The organism is Streptomyces reniochalinae (assembly GCF_003323735.1).
GTDB classification, from domain to species: domain Bacteria; phylum Actinomycetota; class Actinomycetes; order Streptomycetales; family Streptomycetaceae; genus Streptomyces; species Streptomyces reniochalinae.
This window is the reverse complement of sequence record NZ_QOIM01000037.1, coordinates 158,224-178,988: the sequence shown is the minus strand read 5'-3', so window position 1 is coordinate 178,988 and position 20,765 is coordinate 158,224. Positions and strand designations below refer to the sequence as shown.

Here is a 20,765-nt window from a genome sequence, read left to right as displayed (position 1 = left end):
CAAGGCGAGGCGAGCATGACCACCATGTCGGGCAGCGACGGTGCGTCCGCCGGTGGCAGCGGCGGGCGGGGCTGGTTCACGCCCCCGCCGTCCGATGCCGCACCCGCGGAGCACACCGCGCCGACCAGCAACGGCACCACGCCGGCAGCGCCCGGAGCGGCAGCGCCGGCCCAGCAGGCGCCCCCGGCCGAGCGGGGCGCTCCGGCCCGGCAGGGGCCCGGTGCACGGCAGGCGGCCCCCGTGCACCAGGCGGCGGCCCCCGCCCGGGCGGAGACCCCCGCGTACGCGGAAGCCCCCGTCCGCACGGAAACCCACCCGGCCTCCGCCGCCCAGGCGGCCGCGCACACGGCAGCCGGGGGCACGCATCCGGCAGCCGTGGGCGAACCCGGGGGCACCGAGCCGGGCGACGCCGAGCTGATACGCGCGAGCATGGAGGAGCTGGAACGTTCCTCCGACGCCGCGACCGCGTACTTCTACGCACTGCTGTTCGTCCAGTACCCGCACCTGCGTGAGATGTTCCCCGCCGCCATGGACGGCCAGCGCGACCGGCTCTTCCGCGCGCTGCTCACCGCCGTCCGCCTCTTCGACGACGGCAGACTCCTCGGCGACTACCTCGCCAACCTGGGCCGCGGACACCGCAAGTACGGGACGCTGCCCACCCACTATCCGGCCGTCGGCGAATGCCTCATGGCGGCGCTCGCCCGCTACGCGCCCCACAGTTGGGGTCCGCGCACGGAGGCGGCCTGGGTGCGCGCCTACACCGCGATCTCCCAGAAGATGATCGACGCCGCGGCCGAGGCCGAACGCCACTCCCCCGCCTGGTGGGACGCCGAGATCGTCTCCCACGAGCGCCGCACCCCGCAGGTCGCCGTGATCACCGTGCGGCCCGACCAGCCGTACCCCTTCCGCGCCGGCCAGTACACCAGCCTGGAAACCCCCTGGTGGCCCCGCGTGTGGCGGCACTACTCCTTCGCTTCGGCACCCCGCACCGACGGACTGCTGACCTTCCACGTCAAGTCCGTACCCGCGGGGTGGGTCTCCTCCTCGCTGGTGCAGCGCGCCCGCCCTGGCGACGTGCTGCGGCTCGGCCCCCCGGCGGGCTCGATGACCGTCGACCACCGCGCCGACAGCGGCCTGTTGTGCCTGGGCGGCGGCACCGGCATCGCCCCCATCAAGGCCCTGGTCGAGGACGTGGCCGGGCGGGGCACGGGCCGCCCCGTCGAGGTGTTCTACGGCGCCCGCACCAACCACGACCTCTACGACCTCGACACCATGCTGGGGCTCCAGGACCGCTACGACTGGCTGTCCGTACGCCCCGTCGTCGCCACGGGCGGAACACTGGCGGTACCCGACGCGCTCGCCGGTGAACTCCCCGACGCCGTACGCCGCTACGGCCCCTGGCCCGCGTACGACGGCTACCTCTCCGGGCCGCCCGGAATGATCCGCAGCGGGGTCGAGGCGCTGGTGGGACTCGGTATCCCGACCCACCGCATACGCCACGATTCCCTCGAAGAACTGGTCGCGCAGGGGGCGTAAGTGATGAGGTGTTGCGTCGGTGACGCGGGAAACCGGTCGAGGACGCTGTGGAAGGGGACGAGTGTCGGCGGTGAGTGAGGCGAACGGAAGCGGGGAAGGACCCGCCGGGGACACGACGCCCGCCGCCGCGCGAACCGGAGCGCGTACCGAAGCGCACCTCGGTGCGCACGCCGGCTCCCCCGCGCATGCGCGGACCGAAGCGCGGGTCGGCGCCCCGGAGGGCTTCCCCGGCGGCTTCCCGTCCGACGCCGACGGTGCCCCGGCGCGGCGCCCCGGCAGCGCGGGCGAACACGCGTTGCAGGAACGTATCGGCTCGCAGAAACGCGCGAACCGCTTCTACGACGACCAGGTGCTCGACCACCTCAACGAGCGGATGCGCGAGTTCGTCCGCCAGCAGGAGATGTTCTTCCTCGCCACGTCCGACCGCGACGGCGAATGCGACAACAGCTTCCGCGCAGGACCCCCCGGGTTCCTGCGCGTGCTCGACGAGCGGACCCTGATCTTCCCCGAGTACCGCGGCAACGGCGTCCACGCCAGCCTCGGCAACATCCAGGAGAACCCCCATGCGGGCCTCCTGCTGGTCGACTTCATCCGCGCGCGCATCGGACTGCACGTCAACGGGCGCGCCGAGGTCCTCGACGACGCCGAACTGCGCCCCTGGATCCCCGACCTGCCCGAGGACCCCATACCGGGGCGGCGCGCCGTCCTGTGGGTGCGGGTCGACGTCGAAGAGGCGTACATCCACTGCGCGAAGCACATCCCCCACCTCCAGCGGGCCCCCCGCCGCCCGGCCCGTGAGTGGGGCACCGACGACTACAAGCGCAAGGGCGGCGACTTCTTCGGCGCCGCACGGGACGCCCGCGCCGCCCGCGCGGCCCGAGTGGAGGAGACCGGAGAGCCGGCGGCGCGGGCCGGGACCGGCGCCGCGCCGCACGGGACGCCCGCGCCGGGCGGATCCGGCGAACAACTTGGCGGACCCGGTGGACCCGGGGAACCAGGGGAGCAGAGTGGTGAGGCGTCCGCCCACGCGAGGACGCCGGCCCAGGGCGGCGACGAGGCGCACGGCCTAGCGGCGGAGCAGTTCCACGAGCGCGGCGGCGGTGACGCGGCCGCCGACCCCGGGAGGACCGCACCGGGCCCGGCCGCCCACCCCTCGGACGGCCTCGCCGACGACCTCACCGACAGCCTCACCGGCGGGCCTTCCGACGCGTCGACCGGACGTCCACCCACCCGCCCGAACACCGTCACCCGCCAGCCGTCCGCCCGAGCGGTCGTCCCCGCACACCGATCCGTCGAGGACGCCCAGCGGTCGGCCGAGGGCGGCCCACGCTCGGCCGACGCCGGCGAGTACGCCGCGGATGCCCCAGGGCAAGCGGCGGACGCCGGCCGGCGACCGGACGAGGCCACACAGCGCTTGGCCCTCCTCACCCGCCGCCCGGGCGACGCCGGAGAGAGACCGCGGGAGAAGGGTCAGGAGCAGGCGGGTGCCGGCCGGCAGTCCGACGACGGCCCCGTGGGGCGGGGACTGCCCGCCGGATATCCGGCACCGCCGACGCAGCCGCCTCACGTGCCGCCGATGCCCCGGATGCCGGCGGCCCCACCCGTGGCGGGACCGGTCTCGGAGCTGGAGCCGGCGGCCTGGTACCCGGCGTCCGGCGACACGGCGGGCGCCCCCTCGGGCCCGCCCGGGACCGGCTCCGCACAGGCGCCCTCACCGGCACCCGTCCCCCCGGACGCGAGCCCCGCGACGTACGCGTACGCCACCCCGTCGCCGTCCGCGGACGGCGACGGGGGCGTGGGCGGCGGTGCCGTCGGGGAGACCGACTACACCATTCCGCCTCCGTCCGTACCGGCCCCGCTGCCCAGGCGGCGGCGGCACGCTGCGCCGACACCGCCGGCCGTACCGTCCGCACCGTCCGGCGTCTCCGCCGCCATCTCGGCGCGTTCCGGGCCCGGTTCGGTGGACGACGACGAGTACGCACGGGACATCTCGGCCTGGCGCCAGGAGGCCGAGCGGGCGCTGGCCGAGGCACAGCGCAGGGGCGCGGAGACCGAGGAGCCCGAGCCGGACTCGGCGTTCCAGGGATGGTTCGGCTAGAGCCTCTCGTTCACCGGAGGTCGGGCGCGAGCAGCGCCCGTACCCCTTCGATGTTGGCGGCCAGATAGGTCTGTAGCGCCGGGGGCACGACGTCGACGGAGGTGACGCCCTCGGGCGTGAAGGGGAGCCGGGTGATCTCGTAGCGGCCGCACGGGTCGTCCACTTCGGGCCCGTGGCGCAGCGCGGGGTTCATCGAAACGAGACGGCACACGAAGAAGTGCTGAATTTTCACACCACCCGGAGTCTCCTCAGGGTCACTCACCGTGTCCACGAAGGCGGGCACCACGTCGGTGATCTCCGCCCCCAACTCCTCGTGGACCTCGCGGTGCAGGGCGTCGGTCACGGTGCGGTCGACGTCCGGCTCGACGCCGCCGCCCGGCGTGATCCAGTACGGCTCCCGGCCAGGCTTGGTGCGCTTGATGACGATCAGGTCCTCGGGGCCCTGTTCTTCCCCGGGGGCGAGGAGGATGGCGCGGGCGGTCCGCTTGACCACTGGGCGTGCGACGAACATGCAGGAGGTCTGGCCCAAGTGGGCCTTGGTCAAACCCTCCGCTTTGGTGACTGTGCGTGTCCGGGCGAGCAAATCTCTCGATACGCCTATATCGATAAGTGATTGGACACTGACGCTAAGTCAACTATTGTGGATCCCCCGCGCAGCTTCGCGCGTAGAGCCGGGCGGTTCGTGGCAAGAGGGGGGAGCCACGAACCGCCCTTTGTGTGCGCGGTACTTCACTCGTTCGAGTTAACGAACGCTAACCGGGCGCCGGTTCGGACGGCACTGGTTCCCGGCCGCCGACGTCGCCCGTGAGCTGGGACACACGAACCCCAGCGAGGCGTTGCGGCGACACGTGCCCGAGGACATGCGAACCACACTCGAAACCCTCATTTCCCGTGAGGGTTGGCTTGTTCCTCCAGGTCAGGGGCTCAAGAAGTCGATGACGATGTTGAGCCTCGGCGGCCTCATCCGCCTCGTCAACGGCTGCGTGAAACGCGAGTGCGAGCCGTTCAAGAACTGGATCACCGAAGTCGTCGTCGAAGTACAGCGCGAGGGCTTCTACACCCTCGAGAAGGCGGAGGTCCAACCGCGGGAGCCCGACGCGCCGACGGCCTACGCGATGCCGGCGGAGGTCGCGGACGCCATCGTGCGGCTGGAGGAGCACAACCTCCGCATGGACGAGGAGTGGCTGGCGCAGCGGCGCGAGGAGCGGCGGTTCGAGAGCGGGGTGACGGCCGCGCATCAGGAGATGCTCGTGCAGCACCCGAGATGCTCGCGCAGCACCGGGAGATCATCGGCTTGCTGGGCCGGCTCGTGGAGAACACGGATCCCGGGCGCGGGGAGGCGCAAGCGCGGCCCACGCCTGCCCCCGCCCCGCAGCGCTCGGCGGGCGCCGTCTCGTTGCTGTCGCTCTGGGAGCGGAACCAGTTGGCGATCACCAAGGACGTGTGGCCGGTGGCCGCGTTGATGGCGGGGATGCTGACGGCGCAGGGCGAGGCGCGGGTCCGTATGGAGGAGGTGGTGGGCCGTACGGGTCTGCCGCAGGAGAAGGTGCTGGCGGCGCTGCGGTTGCTGCTGCGCCACAACTGCGTGCGGCAGCGGGGGGTGGACGCGGAGGGCGCGCAGGTCTACGTGCTCCCCGGCGCCTAGCCTCCCGTGTGCGGGTGTACGTGCGCGCGGGCGGGGCGCCTGGCGTCCCGTGCACGCACGTGTGCGTGCGCTCCGGCGCCCGGCGTCCGGCGCGCGTGGGTGGGGCCCGAAGTCGCACCTCCAACGTGCGGCTTCGGGCCCCGGGGGGACTCTACACAGCCGTCCAGGGTGTCCGGGTGGTCATTCGGCCATCGGCAGGTACACGCGGTTGCCCGCGGCGGCGAACTCCCGGGACTTCTCGGCCATTCCGGCCTCGACCTCGTCCATGGTGGCGCCGTGTCGTTCGCGGATCTCCTGGGAGATCTTCATGGAGCAGAACTTGGGGCCGCACATGGAGCAGAAGTGGGCGGTCTTGGCGGGTTCGGCGGGGAGGGTCTCGTCGTGGAAGGAGCGGGCGGTGTCCGGGTCGAGGGCCAGGTTGAACTGGTCCTCCCAGCGGAACTCGAAGCGGGCGTCGGACAGGGCGTCGTCCCAGTCCTGTGCTCCGGGGTGGCCCTTGGCGAGGTCCGCGGCGTGGGCGGCGATCTTGTAGGTGATGACGCCTGTCTTGACGTCGTCCTTGTCGGGCAGTCCGAGGTGTTCCTTGGGGGTGACGTAGCAGAGCATCGCGGTGCCCCACCAGCCGATCATCGCGGCGCCGATGCCGCTGGTGATGTGGTCGTAGGCGGGTGCGATGTCCGTGGTGAGGGGGCCCAGGGTGTAGAAGGGGGCCTCTTCGCAGACTTCCTGCTGCCGGTCGACGTTCTCCTTGATCTTGTGCATGGGGACGTGGCCCGGGCCCTCGATCATGGTTTGCACGTCGTGCGCCTTGGCGATGCGGTTGAGCTCGCCGAGGGTGTCCAACTCGGCCATCTGCGCGGTGTCGTTGGCGTCGGCGATGGAGCCGGGGCGCAGCCCGTCGCCGAGGGAGAACGTCACGTCGTAGGCGCGCAGGATCTCGCACAGTTCGCTGAAGTGCTCGTAGAGGAAGCTCTCCCGGTGGTGGGCCAGGCACCAGGCGGCCATGATGGAGCCGCCGCGCGAGACGATGCCGGTCTTGCGGCGTGCTGTCAGCGGCACGTACCGCAGCAGGACGCCGGCGTGGACCGTCATGTAGTCGACGCCCTGTTCGCACTGTTCGAGGACGGTGTCCTTGTACACGTCCCAGGAGAGTTCCTCGGCCTTGCCGTCCACCTTCTCCAGCGCCTGGTAGAGCGGCACGGTGCCGATGGGGACGGGGGAGTTGCGCAGTACCCATTCCCGGGTGGTGTGGATGTTGCGCCCCGTGGACAGGTCCATGACGGTGTCGGTGCCCCAGCGGGTCGCCCACGTCATCTTCTCGACCTCCTCCTCGATGGAGGAGGTGACGGCGGAGTTGCCGATGTTGGCGTTGACCTTCACCAGGAAGTTCTTCCCGATGATCATCGGTTCGGTCTCGGGGTGGTTGACGTTGGCGGGGAGGACGGCCCGGCCGCCGGCGATCTCGTCCCTGACGAACTCGGGCGTCAGGCTCTCGCGGAGTGCGACGTACTCCATCTCCGGCGTGATCTCGCCCCGCTTGGCGTAGGCGAGCTGGGTGACGGCCGTGCCGTCGCGGCCCCGGCGCGGCTGGCGTGGCCTGCCGGGGAAGACGGCGTCCAGGCCGGCCAGGTCACTCGATCCGCTCCGCAGCAGTCCGCCGCGTGGGCTGGTGTGCTTGAGGCCGTCGTCCTCGGGCCGCAGTGCGCGGCCCGGGTACTCCTCGGTGTCCCCCCTCTGGATGATCCAGTTCTCGCGCAGCGGTGCGAGACCGCGGCGTACGTCGGTGTCGATGGCGGGGTCGGTGTACGGCCCGGAGGTGTCGTAGAGCGTCACGTCCTTGCCGTTGGTGAGATGCACGCGTCGGACGGGCACCCGGATGTCCGGGCGCGGTCCTTGCAGATATCCCTTGTGCGAGCCGATGGCGTGCTGCGCGGGTTCGGTGGCGTCCGAGGTGTTCTCGGGGCGCGCGTGTGCATCCTGCGTGGTCATGAGACCCACTCCCTACGCCGGCATTACCCGGTAACAGGTTCGGCGGTCGGCGCAGCGGCTTCCGTGGTTCCCTCCACGGAGGTCAGCGCCCTCTCAGCCCCGTGCTCGGAGCTCCCGCGATGTGCAAAGGCGTCTCTACGCTAACGGCACACCGCCCGTACTGAACACCCCGCATGGACGTTCTTGCGATGATCGGTCGGTGACCCACTCGCACTCGCCGGACCAACCGACGCCCCACCGCGGCCCCGCGCCCGGCTCGGCCCACCCCCAGGGGCCTGGCCACCCTCCCGCGCCCGGCCACCCGCCCGCTCAGGGCCCTCCTCCTGTGCAGACAGGAGGGGAGGCGTACGGCCACGCGCCCGCGCAGGGCCAACCCCCTGCGCAGGGCCACACCCACGGCGGCCACGGGCACGGGCACGGCCACGGGCCGGCGGCGCCGGTCTCCCGTCATCTGCGGAAGGTGATCGCCGCCGTGCTCGTGCCGTTCGCGGTGGCGGTGCTGGCGGGGCTGGTGGTGCTGTGGCCCGGCGGGACGCCGGGGCACCACCACGATCACTCGGGTGTCGGCTTCGACCGGCCGACGTTCGGCGCGAAGGTGACCAAGCTGGTCGAGGTCGACTGCGGTGACGTCAACGTCCGCCAGCCGCCGTCCGGTTCGGGTGGGGGCTCCGCCGGGCAGTCGGGCGGCGGTGCGCAGGACGGGGGAGGCGGGGCCGGGGGTGCGGCGCACGGTCCGTGCCGCAAGGCGACGGTGAAGGTCACCGAGGGCAAGGACGCGGGCCGGACGTTCACGGAGGTCGTCACCCCGGATGCCACCCGTACCTACGAGGTCGGTCAGAAGGTCGTGGTCGGGTACTCCGAGAAGGCGCCGCGCGCGTTGCAGTACAGCGTCGTCGACACCAATCGCGACGTGCCCATGGTGCTGCTCGCCGGCGTGTTCGCGCTCGTGGTGGTGCTGGTGGGGCGGCTGCGCGGGGTGTTGGCGCTGGTGGGGCTGGTCATCAGCTTCGCGGTGCTGACGCTGTTCATCCTGCCGGCGATACTCCAGGGGTCGAACCCGCTGGTGGTGGCGGTGATCGGGGGCAGCGCCATCATGCTGGCGACGCTCTACCTGTGCCACGGTCTGTCGGCCCGCACCTCGGTGGCGGTGCTGGGGACGCTGGTGTCGCTGCTGCTGATCGGGGTGCTGGGGTCGCTGTTCATCGACTGGGCCCAGTTGACCGGGAACACCGACGACCAGACGGGGCTGGTGCACGGGCTGTATCCCGGCATCGAGGTCAAGGGGCTGCTGCTGGCCGGGGTGCTGATCGGCTCGCTCGGCGTGCTGGACGATGTGACGGTCACCCAGACGTCGGCGGTGTGGGAGCTGCGGGAGGCGGATCCGGGCGCGAGCTGGCACAAGATCTACCGCTCCGCCATGCGCATCGGGCGGGATCACATCGCGTCCGTCGTCAACACGCTGGTGCTGGCGTACGCGGGTGCCGCGCTGCCGCTGCTGCTGCTGTTCTCCATCGCGCGCAGTGACGTGACGATGGTCGCCACGAGCGAGGTGGTCGCCGAGGAGATCGTCCGGACCCTGGTCGGCTCCATCGGTCTTGTCGCCTCGGTGCCGGTGACGACGCTCCTGGCGGCCCTGGTCGTCTCGGCCGACCGCTCGCGCGCCGCGTCCGCGACCGTGCCGGCGTCCGCATCGGCGTCCGCGTCCGCCGACGGATATCGGGGCGGAGGCGGAGCCGGGCACTCCGCACCGGGCAGGGCGCCGTCGCCCGGCGTACCCGCCCCCAACCGCCGGGGTGGCCGCCGCCGCAAGCCGAAGTGACGCCGCTCGGTGGCGCCGCTCCGGGTGACGAGCACGTGGGGTCGCTCGTCACCGCGGAACGCGGGCGGTCACCAGTCGCTGCGGGACGAGGAGGAGCCCGACTTGAAGCGGCGGACGAGGTAGACGACACCGCCGACCAGGGCGACGAAGATCAGGACCTTGAACAGCAGCCCGATCAGGAAGCCGACCAGGCTGGCGATCAGGCCGCCGAAGACGACGAGCGCGATCACCGGTATGACGATCCAGGTGACCCACCAGGGGAGGGAGGCGAGGCTGCCTTTCGTGTCCATGACTGTGTGCTCCGTCTCTGGGTGTGTGTGAAGGCGGCGTGCCCTCTGACGTCGATGCTAGAGGGGTCCGCAAGGCGGTGGGGCCGCTCGTGCCCCGGTCCTCCCCTGAACCCGACCCTGACGCAACCCTGAAACGGCGGCGGCCCGCGAGGGGGGAGAGCCCAGGAACCGGCCGCACGGTCCCGGTGGTGAGCGGCCGCTCAGCCCTCGGGGGGTGAGAAGACCACGAGCACGCGCAGGTCCTCGGTGATGTGGTGGAACTTGTGCGGCGTCCGCGCGGGTACGTGGACGACGCTGCCCCGCGCGACCTGCGTCGTCTCCGCACCGACGGTGAGGGCGCCGCGGCCGCTGACGACGAAGTAGATCTCGTCCTGCTCGTGCGGCTGCTGCGGGTCGACGGTGCCCGCGTCGAGCGCGTAGAGGCCGGCGGACATGGTCCTCTCCCGCAGGAACCTCAGGTACGCGCCGTCGTGCGCGGCCCGCTCCGCGTCCAGGTCCTCCAGCCGGAAAGCCTTCACGTCGTCCCTCTCTCCGGGCCGTTTCGCCGCCCGGTCCGCTTCCACCGGCCACCGGCCGTACGCTCCGGCGTCGATCTCTGCCACGATCTGGGTATGAACTTCCTCATCAAGACGCTGGCCAACGCCGCGGCGCTCGCCGTGGCGACCTGGCTGCTCAGCGATATCGAGCTGACCGGCGGGTCGGGGGGCGAGAAGGCGCTGACGCTGGTCGTCGTCGCCCTGATCTTCGGCGTCGTCAACGTTGTGGTCAAGCCGGTGGTCAAGCTGCTGTCCCTGCCGCTACTGGTGCTGACGCTGGGCCTGTTCACGCTGGTGATCAACGCGCTGATGCTGATGCTGACCTCCTGGGTGGCGGACAAGCTGGACGTCAGCTTCCACGTGGACGGGTTCGGCACGGCGTTCCTCGGCGGCCTGATCATCTCGGTGGTCTCCTGGGCGCTGAACATGGTTCTGGACCGGGACTGAGGCGCATGTACCGCGTCTGTTTCGTGTGCACGGGCAACATCTGCCGCTCGCCCATGGCCGAGGCCGTCTTCCGCGCGCACGTGCGGGACGCGGGGCTGGACGCTCTGGTGGAGGTCGGCAGCGCGGGGACGGGCAGCTGGCATCTGGGCGAGGCGGAGGACTCCCGAACGACGGCGGTGCTGCGGGAGGCGGGCTACCCGCTCAGCCACACCGCGCGCCAGTTCGAGGCCGAGTGGTTCGAGCGGTACGACCTGGTCGTCGCCCTCGACGCGGGCCACGCCGCCGAGCTGCGCGCCCTCGCCCGCACCACGGACCAGGCCGCGCGGGTACGGCTGCTGCGCTCCTACGACCCCGAGGCCGAGCCCGACGACCTGAGCGTTCCCGACCCCTACTACGGCGGCGAGCGCGGCTTCACGGCGTGCCTGGAGATGGTCGAGGCGGCGGTGCCGGGGCTGCTCTCGGAGGTCGGTGCGGCCCTCGAGGCGCGGGAGGCGGGCTGATGGCCCCGGCCGACGGCGGGGCGCCCGGCACGGGCGCCCCCGACGGGGCACGCTCCGGCGCCGCGCGGCCCGGCGCCGCCCCGCCGCCGCGCCCCGTCGCCCGTACGGCCGCACTGCTCGGGCGGCCCGCGACGGCCGCCACCCCGACGGGCGGCGGCTCGATCTGCGACGCCTACCGGGTCGAACTCGGCGAGGAAGGCGGGGGTACGCCCGGGCCGGAGGGGTCCGGCCCCGTCACCGTCTTCGCCAAGGCGCTGGACGCCGCGCCCGCGGACTTCTTCGCCGCCGAGGCGGCGGGGCTGGCCCGGCTGCGGGCGACCGGCACCGTCCCGGTGCCCGAGGTGGTGGCCGTCGCGCGGGACGTGCTCGTCCTGGAGTGGCTGGAGCCGGGCCCTCCGGACCGCGCGGCGGCCGAGCGGCTGGGGCGGGGGCTGGCAGCCCTGCACGCGAGCCCCGCGCCCTCGTGGGGCACGCCGGGGGAGCCCTGCTACCTGGGCCCGCTGCCGCTGACCTCGCCGCCCGAGCCGGTGGCCGAACCGGACGCCTGGCCCCGCTTCCACGCCGAGAGGCGGCTGGAGCCGCTGCTGCGGGCCGCCGTCGACAGCGGCCACCTCACGCCGTCGGACGCGCGGGACGTCGAGCGGCTGTGCGAACGGCTGGGGGACGAGGCCGTGTCAGGGCCGCCGCAGCCGCCCGCCGTCATCCACGGCGACCTGTGGTCGGGCAACGTCCACTGGACGGCGGACGGGCAGGCCCGGCTCATCGATCCGGCGGCCCAGGGCGGCCACCCCGAGACCGACCTGGCGATGCTCCAGTTGTTCGGCTGCCCCGAACTGCCCCGCATTCTCGCCGCCTACGAGGAGGTACGGCCGCTTCCCGGCCGCCAGGCGCGGGTACCGCTGCACCAGTTGCAGCACCTGCTCGTCCACGCGGTCCTCTTCGGTGGCGGATACGGTGCACAAAGCGGCGCCGCGGCCCGCGCGGCCCTGGGCTGAGCACCTGCGGAGACGGGTAAGGCGCCGGGCACGAACGAGCGGGTGAGCGCCACCAGGAGGCACCACGATGACCCCGACCCCACCGGACGACACGCGGCCCCTGACCGGGTCAGACCTCGACTACGGGCCCGCAGGCGACGCCGACGGCACCCGCGTGGTCCGCGCCGGACTCCCGGCCGAGGAGCCGTACGAGCCGCCGCTGCCCGGCCCCGTCTTCGCCGCGCACTACCACCTGCCGGGCGAGGTCGAGGGCGCGCCGTACGCCTACGGGCGGGACGCCAACCCGACCTGGACGCGGCTGGAGCGGGCCATCGCCGACCTGGAGGCGCCCGAGGACCCCGAGGCGGAGGTGGTCGTCTTCTCCTCCGGCATGGGCGCGATCTCAGCGGTGCTGCTCTCCCTGACGCGGCCGGGACAGACGGTGGTGCTGCCCTGCGACGGCTACAACCTGCTGGCCGCTCTCCACGAGCGCCTGGAGGGCTTCGGCGTCCGGGTGCGGACCGCCCCGACGGGCGGCGACGCGCAGCTCGACGAGGTGGAGGGCGCGCGCCTGCTGTGGCTGGAGACGCCGTCCAACCCCGGTCTCGACGTGTGCGACATCCGCAGGCTCGCGCAGGCGGCGCACGAGCAGGGCGCGCTGGTGGCCGTCGACAACACGCTGGCCACGCCGCTCGGTCAGCGGCCGCTGCTGCTGGGCGCCGACATCTCCGTGGCCAGTGGCACCAAGGCGCTCACCGGCCACGGCGACGTGCTGCTCGGCTATGTCGCCACCCGTTCGCCCGAGGTCGCCGCGGCGGTGCGGGCCTGGCGCAAGACGGTCGGCGCGATCCCGGGGCCGATGGAGGCGTGGCTGGCGCACCGTTCGCTGGCGACGCTCGAGGTGCGCACGCGGCGCCAGGCGGGCAACGCGCTGGCGGTCGCCGAGGCGCTGGCTGCGCGCCCCGAGGTGAGTGACGTCCGCCATCCGGGGCTGACCGACGATCCGGCGCACGCGCTGGCCTCCCACCAGATGAGCCGCTACGGCTGCGTGGTCTCCTTCACCCTGCCGGACCAGGCGCACGCCAACCGTTTCCTCGCCCGGCTGCGGCTGGTGGGCGACGCCACCAGCTTCGGCGGTGTCCGCTCGACGGCCGAGCGCCGCGGGCGCTGGGGCGGCGACCCGGTCCCCGAGGGGTTCGTGCGGCTGTCGGTCGGCGTGGAGGACAGCGCGGACCTGGTCAGGGACATCCGCCGCGCGCTGGACGCCTCGGCAGCACCCGAGTCAGGGGCCGTCGCGGACGGTCTCGGCGGGGGTGTGTGAGGGTCAGGCGGGCGGGGTGTCGGGGCCGCCGTACTCGGGGCTGGAGTAGTCGGGGCTGCTGAAGCGCGGTCGCGCGGGGGTCTCCTCGGCGGTGGGCGCCTCGGACGCGGGGCGGCTGGAGAACCCGGGGTGCGAGTAGCCGAGCCGGCTGGGGCGCGGCACGAACGCGGCGGGGGCCTGCTCGGCACCGTCCGGATCGGCCAGGGCGTCCCGCAGGAACGGCAGGATGCCGTGTTCGAGCAGCGCCTCGCGCCAGGCGGTACGCGCCAGCGCCACCTCCTGGGCCAGCTCGCCGCCGCCTGGATCGCCGCCCGCGCCACCCGACGGCGTACGGGCCGAACTCGCCCCGTTGCGCAGGGCCATCAGCAGCAGGCCCGCCAGCGCCAGCACGATCCCGGCCGCGGCGAGCGCGGCGAAGATCCAGCCGACGCCGCGCATCGGTCCCGCGACCGCGGGCTCGGGGGAGAGCAGGCGCAGCGAATAGCCCAGCAGCAGGAAGATGACGGCCGCCGTGGCCGCGAGGACGGGGGCCAGCACCGAGACCATGGCCACGAGACCGGCGCCGGACGCCTCCGCGAGGGTGTCGCCGCCCATCGCGCCGACCAGCCGCTCCCCCACGCTCGCCCCGCCGCCCTGTGCAGGCTCCCGGAGTTCGGGGCCCGCGCCGCCCGCCGCGGTTTCGCCGTCCGAGCCGGTCGCGGGCGGTGTGCGGGGGCTGGGGACGGCGGGCGCGGTGTGGGAGTGGCGCAGTTCTTCGCGCAGGCGTACGAACTGCTGGTACTCGGCTTCGGCGCACGCGGCTATGGCCGTGGCGGCGCTGAGCGCCATCGTGCGCAGTTGGTCGGCGTTGAGCCGCCGGCCGATCGCCGCGAGGTCGGGGCGGCGGTGAGCGGTACGCAGTGCCTCGTCGAGGACCCGCTCGAACTCGGGCCGGTCTTCACGCAGCAGGTGCGGAGCGCTGTTCATGTGCATCCCCCGATGCTCCGTAGGGCGTAGGGCCTAGGTGGCCGGTCGAGGGGCGGGGCAGGTCTGTTCAGCGAGCGGAGAATCTCTTCCATGTGCCACGCCGATGGTAGAGCTGTTGCCGCACTCCGTGACAGAGAGTTTCCAGAATTGACCCGCTACAGTGACGCCCCCCAGCCGATCACTTCGGAGAAACACCTGCCCGGGAATCGGCGCGCGAATCACAAGGGGTGCCGCACCGTGTGCCGTGCGCCCCTCGCGTCCACAGCCGCACCACCGCGCACTCTCCCCACGCCCCCCGGTCCCGCGCCGGGCGGACTCGGCGCGCGACCGGCAGACGTGGGGCCCCGGCTCACTGCACGAGGGGCAGTTGCGCGATGAGGAGCTTGGCCCCCATCGTCACGCCGCCGTCCATCGCGATGGCGAGCCCGTCCGCGTAGACGTGCGGCCCCGTCACGGCCGGCGCGCTCTCCTTGTCCTCGCTGTCGACCTCACCCAGCAGGTAGGGGATCGGGCTGTGTCCGTGCACGATGCGGGTGCCGCCGAAGGTGTCCAGCAGCTCGCGCACGGCGGCGGGGCCCGCGGTCTCCTCGCGGAAGGCGAAGCGCTTGGTGAACTTGCGGAACAGGTCCCAGGTCTCCTCGGCGTCGTTGCGCTGGAGCGCCTCGGTGATCGCGTCGTTGACGTCCTCGATCGTCGAGCCGTGGTCCAGGTAGCCGGAGGCGTCGGAGTGCACCAGCAGGTGGTTGTCGGCCAGTGCCATGGCGTCCAGCCGGGAGATCCACTGCACGTGGTGGTCCGCCAGGCGCTCCATGTCGGTGCGCTGGCCGCCGTTGAGGAGCCAGGCCGCCTGGAACGAGGCCGTGCCCGCCCCCGAGTTGACCGGGGTGTCGCCGAACCGCTTGGCGCCCAGCAGCAGCAGTTCGTGGTTGCCCATCAGCGCCTTGCAGTAGCCGCCTGCCGCGGCGGCCTCGGCGGACAGCTGCATGACGAGGTCGATGACGCCGATACCGTCGGGGCCGCGGTCGGTGAAGTCGCCGAGGAACCACAGGCGCGCGTTCCCGGCGATCCACCGGTTGTCGGTGTCGATGATCCCGAACTGGCGCAGCGCGGCGCGCAGTTCCTCCAGGTACCCGTGGACGTCGCCGACGACGTAGAGCGGGCCCTCGCCCTCGTTCTCGGACGAGGCGGGCGCGGGCACGTCCACCATGGTCGGCTCGGGGCCCGTCTCCACGGCTTCGGCCGCCCCGACGACCGGCAGGTCACGGGCGGTCGGCGTGTACTCCTCGGGCATCCCGCCCTCCTCGGCGGAAGCGCCCTCCTCGGCGGAGCCGCCGGCCTCGACGGAGCCGCGGCTCTCGGAGGCGCCCACCGCCGCCGTGCTCGCCGTGTTAGCCGTGCCCGGCACGGTCCCCGCGCCGGCGCGGGGATCGGCCGGCCGCCGTACCTCGGCCGGTCCCTGGGGCTCCGCCGGTCCCTGGGGCTCGGCCGTGCGCGGGTCGCTGCGGGTGGTGGGCCCCGCGGGGTCCGGGCGGCCGCCCTCGGGGACGGGCGCGGCCGGTTCCGCCGCCTGTGGAGGCACCGGTGAGTCCGGGGCAGGACTCGAGAGCGCGCGTGCGCTGCCCGCACCGTGTGTTGTCGCCCCGCCGTGCCATACGTCGGGTCCCTGACCGGCCCCCTGAGTCATCGACCCCTCCACCATCGCGCCGCCGCCGTGCACCGCAGGACCCTGTCCTTGTCCCGTGGGGGCCCGGTCGGTGGTCCTTCGGCCGGGGTGCCGCCCCAGGTCGGGAGCAGGTCGGCGGTGTCGTCCTCCCCCGGCCTGAGGCCAGGAGTGCCCCCAATCATAGGAACGCTGGTCGCGGCTTGTGACGCACCTGGGGGCGCCCATGTGGCGAGGTGCCCCGAACCGGTGTCCATTCCTCCCGTATTCTCCGCTGACGTACCTTACGGAATCCGTGGACGGCACCCGTACGGCACGCCAGTGGGCCGCTCAGTCGGCGGCGGGAGCGCGTGGCGGACCGACCGTGGTGCGCCTCCCCGCGCGCTGCGAGGACGTTCGTACGATCAACTCCGTGGGCATCACCCGCTGCACCGGGCGGGCGGGGCCCGTGCCCTCGATGGCGTCGATGAGCAGCTGGGCGACGGCGTTGCCGATCCGTCCCGGCTTCAGCGACAGCGTGGTGATCGGCGGTGCGGTCGTGGCGTAGTACGCGGACTCGCTACAGCAGACCAGCAGCAGGTCCTCCGGCACCCGCAGCCCGTAGCGGCGGGCGGCGGCCAGCAGGTCGGTGCCGCCCGGGTCGAAGAGGCCGTAGACCGCGTCGGGTCTGTCGGGGCGGGCGAGCAGCCGGTCGGCGGCGATGGCGCCCGCGCACGGGTCGTGGGCCGGATACCGCTCGTAGACGGGCTCCTGGCCGACGCGTTCGCACCAGCGCTGGTAGGCGGTGGTGGAGACCCGGGTGTAGGTGTCGGTACTGGTGCCGGTCAGCAGCCCGATGCGGCGGGCGCCGTTCTCCGCGAGGTGGTCGAGGATGCCACGGACGGCGGCCTCGTGGTCGTTGTCCACCCAGGCCGCGACCGGCAGCGACGGGCTGGGGCGCCCGTCGGAGACGACCGGCAGCCCGGAGCGGACGAGTTCGCCGACGACCGGATCATGGTCGGAGGGGTCGACGACGATGGTGCCGTCGAGGGCCACATTCGCCCACACGTCGGGCCCGTAGGGATCGGGCCCGGCGCCCGCTCCTGCGTCCCCGCCCGGTGTGCCGGGGCCGCGCCGGGCGGGGGCGGGGAGGATGACCAGGGCGTAGCCGCGGGCGAGCGCGGCAGAGGTGGCGGCCCTCGCCATCTCGGCGAAGTAGGCGAACTCGGTGAAGGTGAACGGTTCTTCGCCGTACGTGGTGACCGTGAGGCCGATGAGGCCGGACTTGCCGGTGCGCAGGGTCCGTGCGGCGGCCGAGGGACGATAGCCCAGCCGCTCGGCGACTTCGCGGACGTGGCTGCGCGTGGTGTCGGGGAGACGGCCCTTTCCGTTGAGGGCGTCGGAGACAGTCGTGATGGAGACACCGGCTGCGGCGGCGACATCTCTGATGCCGGCGCGCCCGTTCAGCCGTCCACCGCCGCGGGGCTGAGGACACCTCCCGGCCGGTGGCTGGGGGACAGCGGCCGGGTTACGGCCTGCCTGATGCTTCTCTGCTGCTGTCATGGCGAGCCGATCGTAGGCCCGCACGGTGCTGACGCGCCGGAGGCCGCGATGACCCTTCGCGGGGCGGCTCCCGTGGGCCCCGCTTTCCGCCGCGGCGAGCGAAAGCGCAGCTCAACGGGGGGTCGCGTCTGGGTGCTCCGCCTTGTTGCACACCTCTCGCAGCAGCGGCGGGCGGGGTGCGGGACGCCCGCACGTCACCGCCACGGGCGATGCGCGCCACCGCGCCCGCCACCCGCGCGCAGCGCGCGCGGGGGAGCGCGTACCCGCGCCGGGCGCGCGGGGAAGAGCGGGCGGGAAGGTGCGTGCGGACGCGCGGGAAGACGGGGCGAGGGGCGCTCGCCGGGACGCGGCGCAAGGATGGGCCGGATGCCGGGGCGGCGCTCGCCGGGGCGGTGGTCCGAAGCGGCGGGTGCCGGGGCAAGGGGCGAGGGGCGCTCGCCGGAGGCGACGCCGCGGGGGCCTCGGAGGCCCTCGGGGGTCTACGCCGTGCGGGTGAATCCTCTTAGGGTGAAGAGCATTGGCCCGCGACGGAGGAGGAGCAGCGGTGAGTGACGAGAAGGTGCCAGGCCCGCGATTGCGCGGGGTGATCGAGGGGATTCCCAGCTACAAGCCGGGGCGGCCGGCCGTGGCGGGCGGCCCGGTGTCCTACAAGCTGTCCTCCAACGAGAACCCCTATCCGCCGCTGCCGGGCGTGCTGGAGTCGGTGGCCGAGGCGGCCGGCTCGCTCAACCGCTACCCCGACATGAGCTGCTCCACGCTGTACGCCGAGCTGTCCGAGCGGTTCGGGGTGCCCGCGGCCCATCTGGCGACCGGCACGGGCTCGGTCGGTGTCGCGCAGCAGCTCCTCCAGGCCACGGCAGGGCCCGGCGACGAGGTGATCTACGCCTGGCGTTCCTTCGAGGCCTATCCGATCATCACGCAGATCTCCGGTGCGGCCTCGGTGCGGGTGCCGCTGACCGGGGGTGCCGGCGCTGAGGCGCACGACCTGGACGCGATGGCGGACGCGGTCACCGACCGCACCCGGCTCATTTTCGTCTGCAACCCGAACAACCCCACGGGCGCCTCGCTCACCGGTGCGGAGCTGGAGCGTTTCCTGGACCGGGTGCCCGGCGACGTGCTGGTGGTGCTGGACGAGGCCTACCGCGAGTTCGTGCGGGACGAGGCGGTGATCGACGGCCTGGAGCTCTACCGCGACCGGCCGAACGTGTGCGTGCTGCGCACCTTCTCCAAGGCGTACGGGCTGGCGGGGCTGCGGGTCGGTTTCGCCGTCGCGCACGAGCCGGTGGCGGCGGCCCTGCGGAAGACCGCGGTGCCCTTCGGTGTGAGCGAACTCGCACAGGAGGCCGCCATCGCCTCGCTGCACAGCGAGGACGCGCTGCTGGAGCGGGTCGAGGCGCTTGTGAAAGAGCGCACACGCGTGCTGGCCGAGCTGCGTTCCCAGGGCTGGACGGTGCCCGAGTCGCAGGCCAACTTCGTGTGGTTGCGACTGGGTGAGCGGACCTCCGCGTTCGCGGCGAGGGCCGAGGAGGCGGGCGTCACGGTGCGTCCTTTCGAGGGCGAGGGCGTGCGGGTCTCCATTGGCGAGACCGCGGCGAACAGCATCTTTTTGCAGGTCGCGGCCGCTTTTCTGAAGGAGCTGTAGCTCCTTTGGGCGGTGGGCGAGCGGTTCGCGGGGCGCGGGGATCTTCCCCGCGCCCCGCGGCGTAGAGGCGCGCGCTCCGCGAAAGGTGCCTGTCCCGGCGGGTGGCCCGGAGTGTCCGTGGACTGTTCCGGCACCCCCCTGACATGTCCGAAATGGGGGTGCCGTACGGTGGTGCTTGTGAATGTGAACGCATTCACGAGCCCTAACCCGAACGGGTGCCGTGCCCGACGGGTGCTGCCTGAAGGAGTGAGCGACGTGAACCTCGCGTTGGCGCCTGAGACACTGGCGCGCTGGCAGTTCGGCATCACGACCGTCTACCACTTCCTCTTCGTCCCCCTCACGATCTCGCTCGCCACCCTCACGGCGATCCTTCAGACGGCCTGGGTGCGGACGAACAAGGAGAAGTACCTCAAGGCCACCCGCTTCTGGGGCAAGCTCTTCCTGATCAACATCGCCATGGGCGTGGTCACCGGCATCGTGCAGGAGTTCCAGTTCGGCATGAACTGGTCCGCCTACTCCCGCTTCGTCGGCGACATCTTCGGCGCGCCGCTGGCCTTCGAGGCGCTGATCGCCTTCTTCATGGAGTCGACGTTCATCGGGCTGTGGATCTTCGGCCGCGACAAGCTGCCCAAGAAGCTCCACCTGGCCACCATCTGGCTGGTCGCGTTCGGCACCGTCGCCTCGGCCTACTTCATCCTGGCCGCGAACTCCTGGATGCAGCACCCGGTCGGCTACCGGATCAACCACGAGAGCGGCCGCGCGGAGATGACCGACTTCTTCGGCATCCTCTTCCAGAACACCGCGCTCGCCCAGTTCTTCCACACCATGACCGCCGCGTTCCTGACCGGTGCCGCGTTCATGGTCGGCATATCCGCGTACCACCTGCTGCGCAAGAAGCACATACCCGTGATGCGCACCTCGCTGCGGCTCGGCCTGGTCACGCTCGTGGCCGCCGGGATGCTCACCGTCGTCAGCGGCGACCGGCTCGGCAAGATCATGTACGAGCAGCAGCCGATGAAGATGGCCTCGGCGGAGGCGCTGTGGGAGACCCAGGCACCCGCGCCGTTCTCCGTCTTCTCCTACGGCGACGTCGACAAGGGGCACAACAAGGTCGCCATCGAGATACCCGGCGTCCTCTCCTTCCTCGCCCACGACAACTTCTACGAGGCCGTCCCCGGCATCAACGACACGAACGCGCACCTGAAGGAGAAGTACCGGGACACGGTGGGCCTCGACGACTACCGGCCCAACATCCCGGTCGCCTACTGGTCGTTCCGCTGGATGATCGGCTTCGGGATGGCCTCCTTCGCGCTCGGCGCCGCCGGCCTCTACCTCACCCGCCGCAGGTTCTGGCTCAGCGAGAAGCTGCGCACCGGCGAGGACGAACGCCCGCGCCTGGCGCTCACCAACCACCGCGAGCTGCATCCGAGGCTGGGCACCTGGTACTGGCGGCTGTCCGTCCTCACGCTCGGCTTCCCGCTGATCGCCAACGCGTGGGGCTGGATCTTCACCGAGACCGGCAGGCAGCCCTGGGTCGTCTACGGCGTACTGCCCACCGCCTCCGCCGTCTCCCCCAGCGTCTCCCAGGGCGAGGTGCTCACCTCGCTGATCGTCTTCACCTCGCTCTACGCGATCCTCGCCGTCGTCGAGGTCAGGCTGCTGACCAAGTACGTCAAGGCCGGGCCCCCCGAGCTGACCGAGGCCGACCTCAACCCGCCCACCCGGATCGGCGGTGGCGGCGGCGACACCGACGCCGATGCCGAAGACCGGCCGATGGCCTTCTCGTACTGAGTTCGCAAC

The 20,765-nt window shown here is 72.6% G+C and carries 17 protein-coding genes and 1 pseudogene; 11 read left to right on the top strand and 7 right to left on the bottom strand.

All coding sequences use genetic code 11. The features are described 5' to 3' along the window. Nucleotides 1-15: 15 nt before the first annotated feature. On the top strand, nt 16-1,536 hold the full coding sequence (locus DQ392_RS18645) for a globin domain-containing protein (RefSeq protein WP_114016761.1): 1,521 nt from the start codon (nt 16-18) through the stop codon (nt 1,534-1,536). Nucleotides 1,537-1,606: 70 nt separating this feature from the next. Continuing rightward, the gene (locus tag DQ392_RS35990) at nt 1,607-3,634 is read left to right on the top strand and encodes a pyridoxamine 5'-phosphate oxidase family protein (RefSeq protein ID WP_342774958.1); all 2,028 of its coding nucleotides are present in this window, start codon (nt 1,607-1,609) and stop codon (nt 3,632-3,634) included. A 10-nt stretch (nt 3,635-3,644) separates the two neighbouring features. Here DQ392_RS35990 and DQ392_RS18635 read toward each other — a convergent pair whose 3' ends face one another. Continuing rightward, nucleotides 3,645-4,145, bottom strand: a complete 501-nt coding sequence (locus DQ392_RS18635; RefSeq protein WP_114016916.1) for an NUDIX domain-containing protein — start codon at nt 4,143-4,145, stop codon at nt 3,645-3,647. A 298-nt stretch (nt 4,146-4,443) separates the two neighbouring features. On the opposite strand from DQ392_RS18635, the pseudogene DQ392_RS36220 reads away from it, so the two are divergent. Together DQ392_RS36220 and DQ392_RS35325 are read left to right on the top strand one after the other, a co-directional pair. After that, nucleotides 4,444-4,605 (top strand): annotated as a pseudogene (locus DQ392_RS36220) (BRO-N domain-containing protein); the annotation flags it as partial. Nucleotides 4,606-4,898: 293 nt separating this feature from the next. After that, the gene (locus DQ392_RS35325) at nt 4,899-5,279 is read left to right on the top strand and encodes a hypothetical protein (protein ID WP_245981642.1); all 381 of its coding nucleotides are present in this window, start codon (nt 4,899-4,901) and stop codon (nt 5,277-5,279) included. A gap of 180 nt (nt 5,280-5,459) precedes the next feature. On the opposite strand, the gene thiC is transcribed toward DQ392_RS35325, so the two are convergent. Then, nucleotides 5,460-7,268: a phosphomethylpyrimidine synthase ThiC gene (gene thiC / locus DQ392_RS18620; RefSeq protein ID WP_114016758.1), complete on the bottom strand. Its 1,809-nt coding sequence runs from the start codon at nt 7,266-7,268 to the stop codon at nt 5,460-5,462. 199 nt (nt 7,269-7,467) lie between these two features. Here thiC and DQ392_RS18615 point away from each other — a divergent pair, with 199 nt between their 5' ends. After that, nucleotides 7,468-9,087, top strand: coding sequence for a YibE/F family protein (locus DQ392_RS18615; RefSeq protein ID WP_425470555.1), 1,620 nt, complete (start codon nt 7,468-7,470; stop codon nt 9,085-9,087). A gap of 68 nt (nt 9,088-9,155) precedes the next feature. On the opposite strand, the gene DQ392_RS18610 is transcribed toward DQ392_RS18615, so the two are convergent. Both DQ392_RS18610 and DQ392_RS18605 read right to left on the bottom strand, forming a co-directional pair. Next, nucleotides 9,156-9,377: a DUF5326 family protein gene (locus DQ392_RS18610; protein ID WP_114016756.1), complete on the bottom strand. Its 222-nt coding sequence runs from the start codon at nt 9,375-9,377 to the stop codon at nt 9,156-9,158. Nucleotides 9,378-9,577: 200 nt separating this feature from the next. Next, complete coding sequence (locus tag DQ392_RS18605) at nt 9,578-9,895, bottom strand: cupin domain-containing protein (RefSeq protein WP_114016915.1); 318 nt, start codon at nt 9,893-9,895, stop codon at nt 9,578-9,580. A 93-nt stretch (nt 9,896-9,988) separates the two neighbouring features. On the opposite strand from DQ392_RS18605, the gene DQ392_RS18600 reads away from it, so the two are divergent. The 4 genes from DQ392_RS18600 (at nt 9,989) to DQ392_RS18585 (ending at nt 13,155) form a co-directional block, all read left to right on the top strand. After that, nucleotides 9,989-10,360: a phage holin family protein gene (locus DQ392_RS18600; protein ID WP_027739412.1), complete on the top strand. Its 372-nt coding sequence runs from the start codon at nt 9,989-9,991 to the stop codon at nt 10,358-10,360. 5 nt (nt 10,361-10,365) lie between these two features. After that, nucleotides 10,366-10,860: a low molecular weight protein-tyrosine-phosphatase gene (locus tag DQ392_RS18595; RefSeq protein WP_114016755.1), complete on the top strand. Its 495-nt coding sequence runs from the start codon at nt 10,366-10,368 to the stop codon at nt 10,858-10,860. Next, nucleotides 10,860-11,855 carry a fructosamine kinase family protein gene (locus DQ392_RS18590; RefSeq protein WP_114016754.1) on the top strand — a complete coding sequence of 332 codons (996 nt, stop codon included), beginning with the start codon at nt 10,860-10,862 and terminating at the stop codon, nt 11,853-11,855. Before DQ392_RS18595 ends, DQ392_RS18590 begins: the two co-directional genes overlap by 1 nt. Before the next feature lie 67 nt (nt 11,856-11,922). Beyond that, nucleotides 11,923-13,155, top strand: a complete 1,233-nt coding sequence (locus tag DQ392_RS18585) for a cystathionine gamma-lyase (RefSeq protein ID WP_114016753.1) — start codon at nt 11,923-11,925, stop codon at nt 13,153-13,155. A 3-nt stretch (nt 13,156-13,158) separates the two neighbouring features. On the opposite strand, the gene DQ392_RS18580 is transcribed toward DQ392_RS18585, so the two are convergent. From DQ392_RS18580 to DQ392_RS18570, 3 genes are all read right to left on the bottom strand, one after another. After that, nucleotides 13,159-14,127 carry a hypothetical protein gene (locus tag DQ392_RS18580; protein WP_114016752.1) on the bottom strand — a complete coding sequence of 323 codons (969 nt, stop codon included), beginning with the start codon at nt 14,125-14,127 and terminating at the stop codon, nt 13,159-13,161. Between the two features lie 343 nt (nt 14,128-14,470). After that, on the bottom strand, nt 14,471-15,820 hold the full coding sequence (locus tag DQ392_RS18575; RefSeq protein WP_114016914.1) for a metallophosphoesterase family protein: 1,350 nt from the start codon (nt 15,818-15,820) through the stop codon (nt 14,471-14,473). A gap of 291 nt (nt 15,821-16,111) precedes the next feature. Next, nucleotides 16,112-17,323: a LacI family DNA-binding transcriptional regulator gene (locus DQ392_RS18570; RefSeq protein ID WP_114016751.1), complete on the bottom strand. Its 1,212-nt coding sequence runs from the start codon at nt 17,321-17,323 to the stop codon at nt 16,112-16,114. Between the two features lie 559 nt (nt 17,324-17,882). Here DQ392_RS18570 and hisC point away from each other — a divergent pair. After that, entirely contained in the window at nt 17,883-18,965 is a 1,083-nt protein-coding gene (gene hisC, locus DQ392_RS18565) for a histidinol-phosphate transaminase (RefSeq protein ID WP_114016913.1), read from the top strand. A gap of 255 nt (nt 18,966-19,220) precedes the next feature. Next, complete coding sequence (locus DQ392_RS18560) at nt 19,221-20,756, top strand: cytochrome ubiquinol oxidase subunit I (protein WP_114016750.1); 1,536 nt, start codon at nt 19,221-19,223, stop codon at nt 20,754-20,756. The last annotated feature ends 9 nt before the right edge of the window (nt 20,757-20,765 follow it).

Excerpts from the sequence above, each read along its gene's own strand:
- DQ392_RS18645 (WP_114016761.1), top strand. The coding sequence starts at position 16 with ATGACCACCATGTCGGGCAGCGACGGTGCGTCCGCCGGTGGCAGCGGC.
- DQ392_RS18635 (WP_114016916.1), bottom strand. The coding sequence starts at position 4,145 with ATGTTCGTCGCACGCCCAGTGGTCAAGCGGACCGCCCGCGCCATCCTC.
- DQ392_RS35325 (WP_245981642.1), top strand. The coding sequence starts at position 4,899 with ATGCTCGCGCAGCACCGGGAGATCATCGGCTTGCTGGGCCGGCTCGTG.
- thiC (WP_114016758.1), bottom strand. The coding sequence starts at position 7,268 with ATGACCACGCAGGATGCACACGCGCGCCCCGAGAACACCTCGGACGCC.
- DQ392_RS18610 (WP_114016756.1), bottom strand. The coding sequence starts at position 9,377 with ATGGACACGAAAGGCAGCCTCGCCTCCCTCCCCTGGTGGGTCACCTGG.
- DQ392_RS18600 (WP_027739412.1), top strand. The coding sequence starts at position 9,989 with ATGAACTTCCTCATCAAGACGCTGGCCAACGCCGCGGCGCTCGCCGTG.
- DQ392_RS18595 (WP_114016755.1), top strand. The coding sequence starts at position 10,366 with ATGTACCGCGTCTGTTTCGTGTGCACGGGCAACATCTGCCGCTCGCCC.
- DQ392_RS18590 (WP_114016754.1), top strand. The coding sequence starts at position 10,860 with ATGGCCCCGGCCGACGGCGGGGCGCCCGGCACGGGCGCCCCCGACGGG.
- DQ392_RS18585 (WP_114016753.1), top strand. The coding sequence starts at position 11,923 with ATGACCCCGACCCCACCGGACGACACGCGGCCCCTGACCGGGTCAGAC.
- DQ392_RS18580 (WP_114016752.1), bottom strand. The coding sequence starts at position 14,127 with ATGCACATGAACAGCGCTCCGCACCTGCTGCGTGAAGACCGGCCCGAG.
- DQ392_RS18575 (WP_114016914.1), bottom strand. The coding sequence starts at position 15,820 with ATGGTGGAGGGGTCGATGACTCAGGGGGCCGGTCAGGGACCCGACGTA.
- DQ392_RS18570 (WP_114016751.1), bottom strand. The coding sequence starts at position 17,323 with ATGACAGCAGCAGAGAAGCATCAGGCAGGCCGTAACCCGGCCGCTGTC.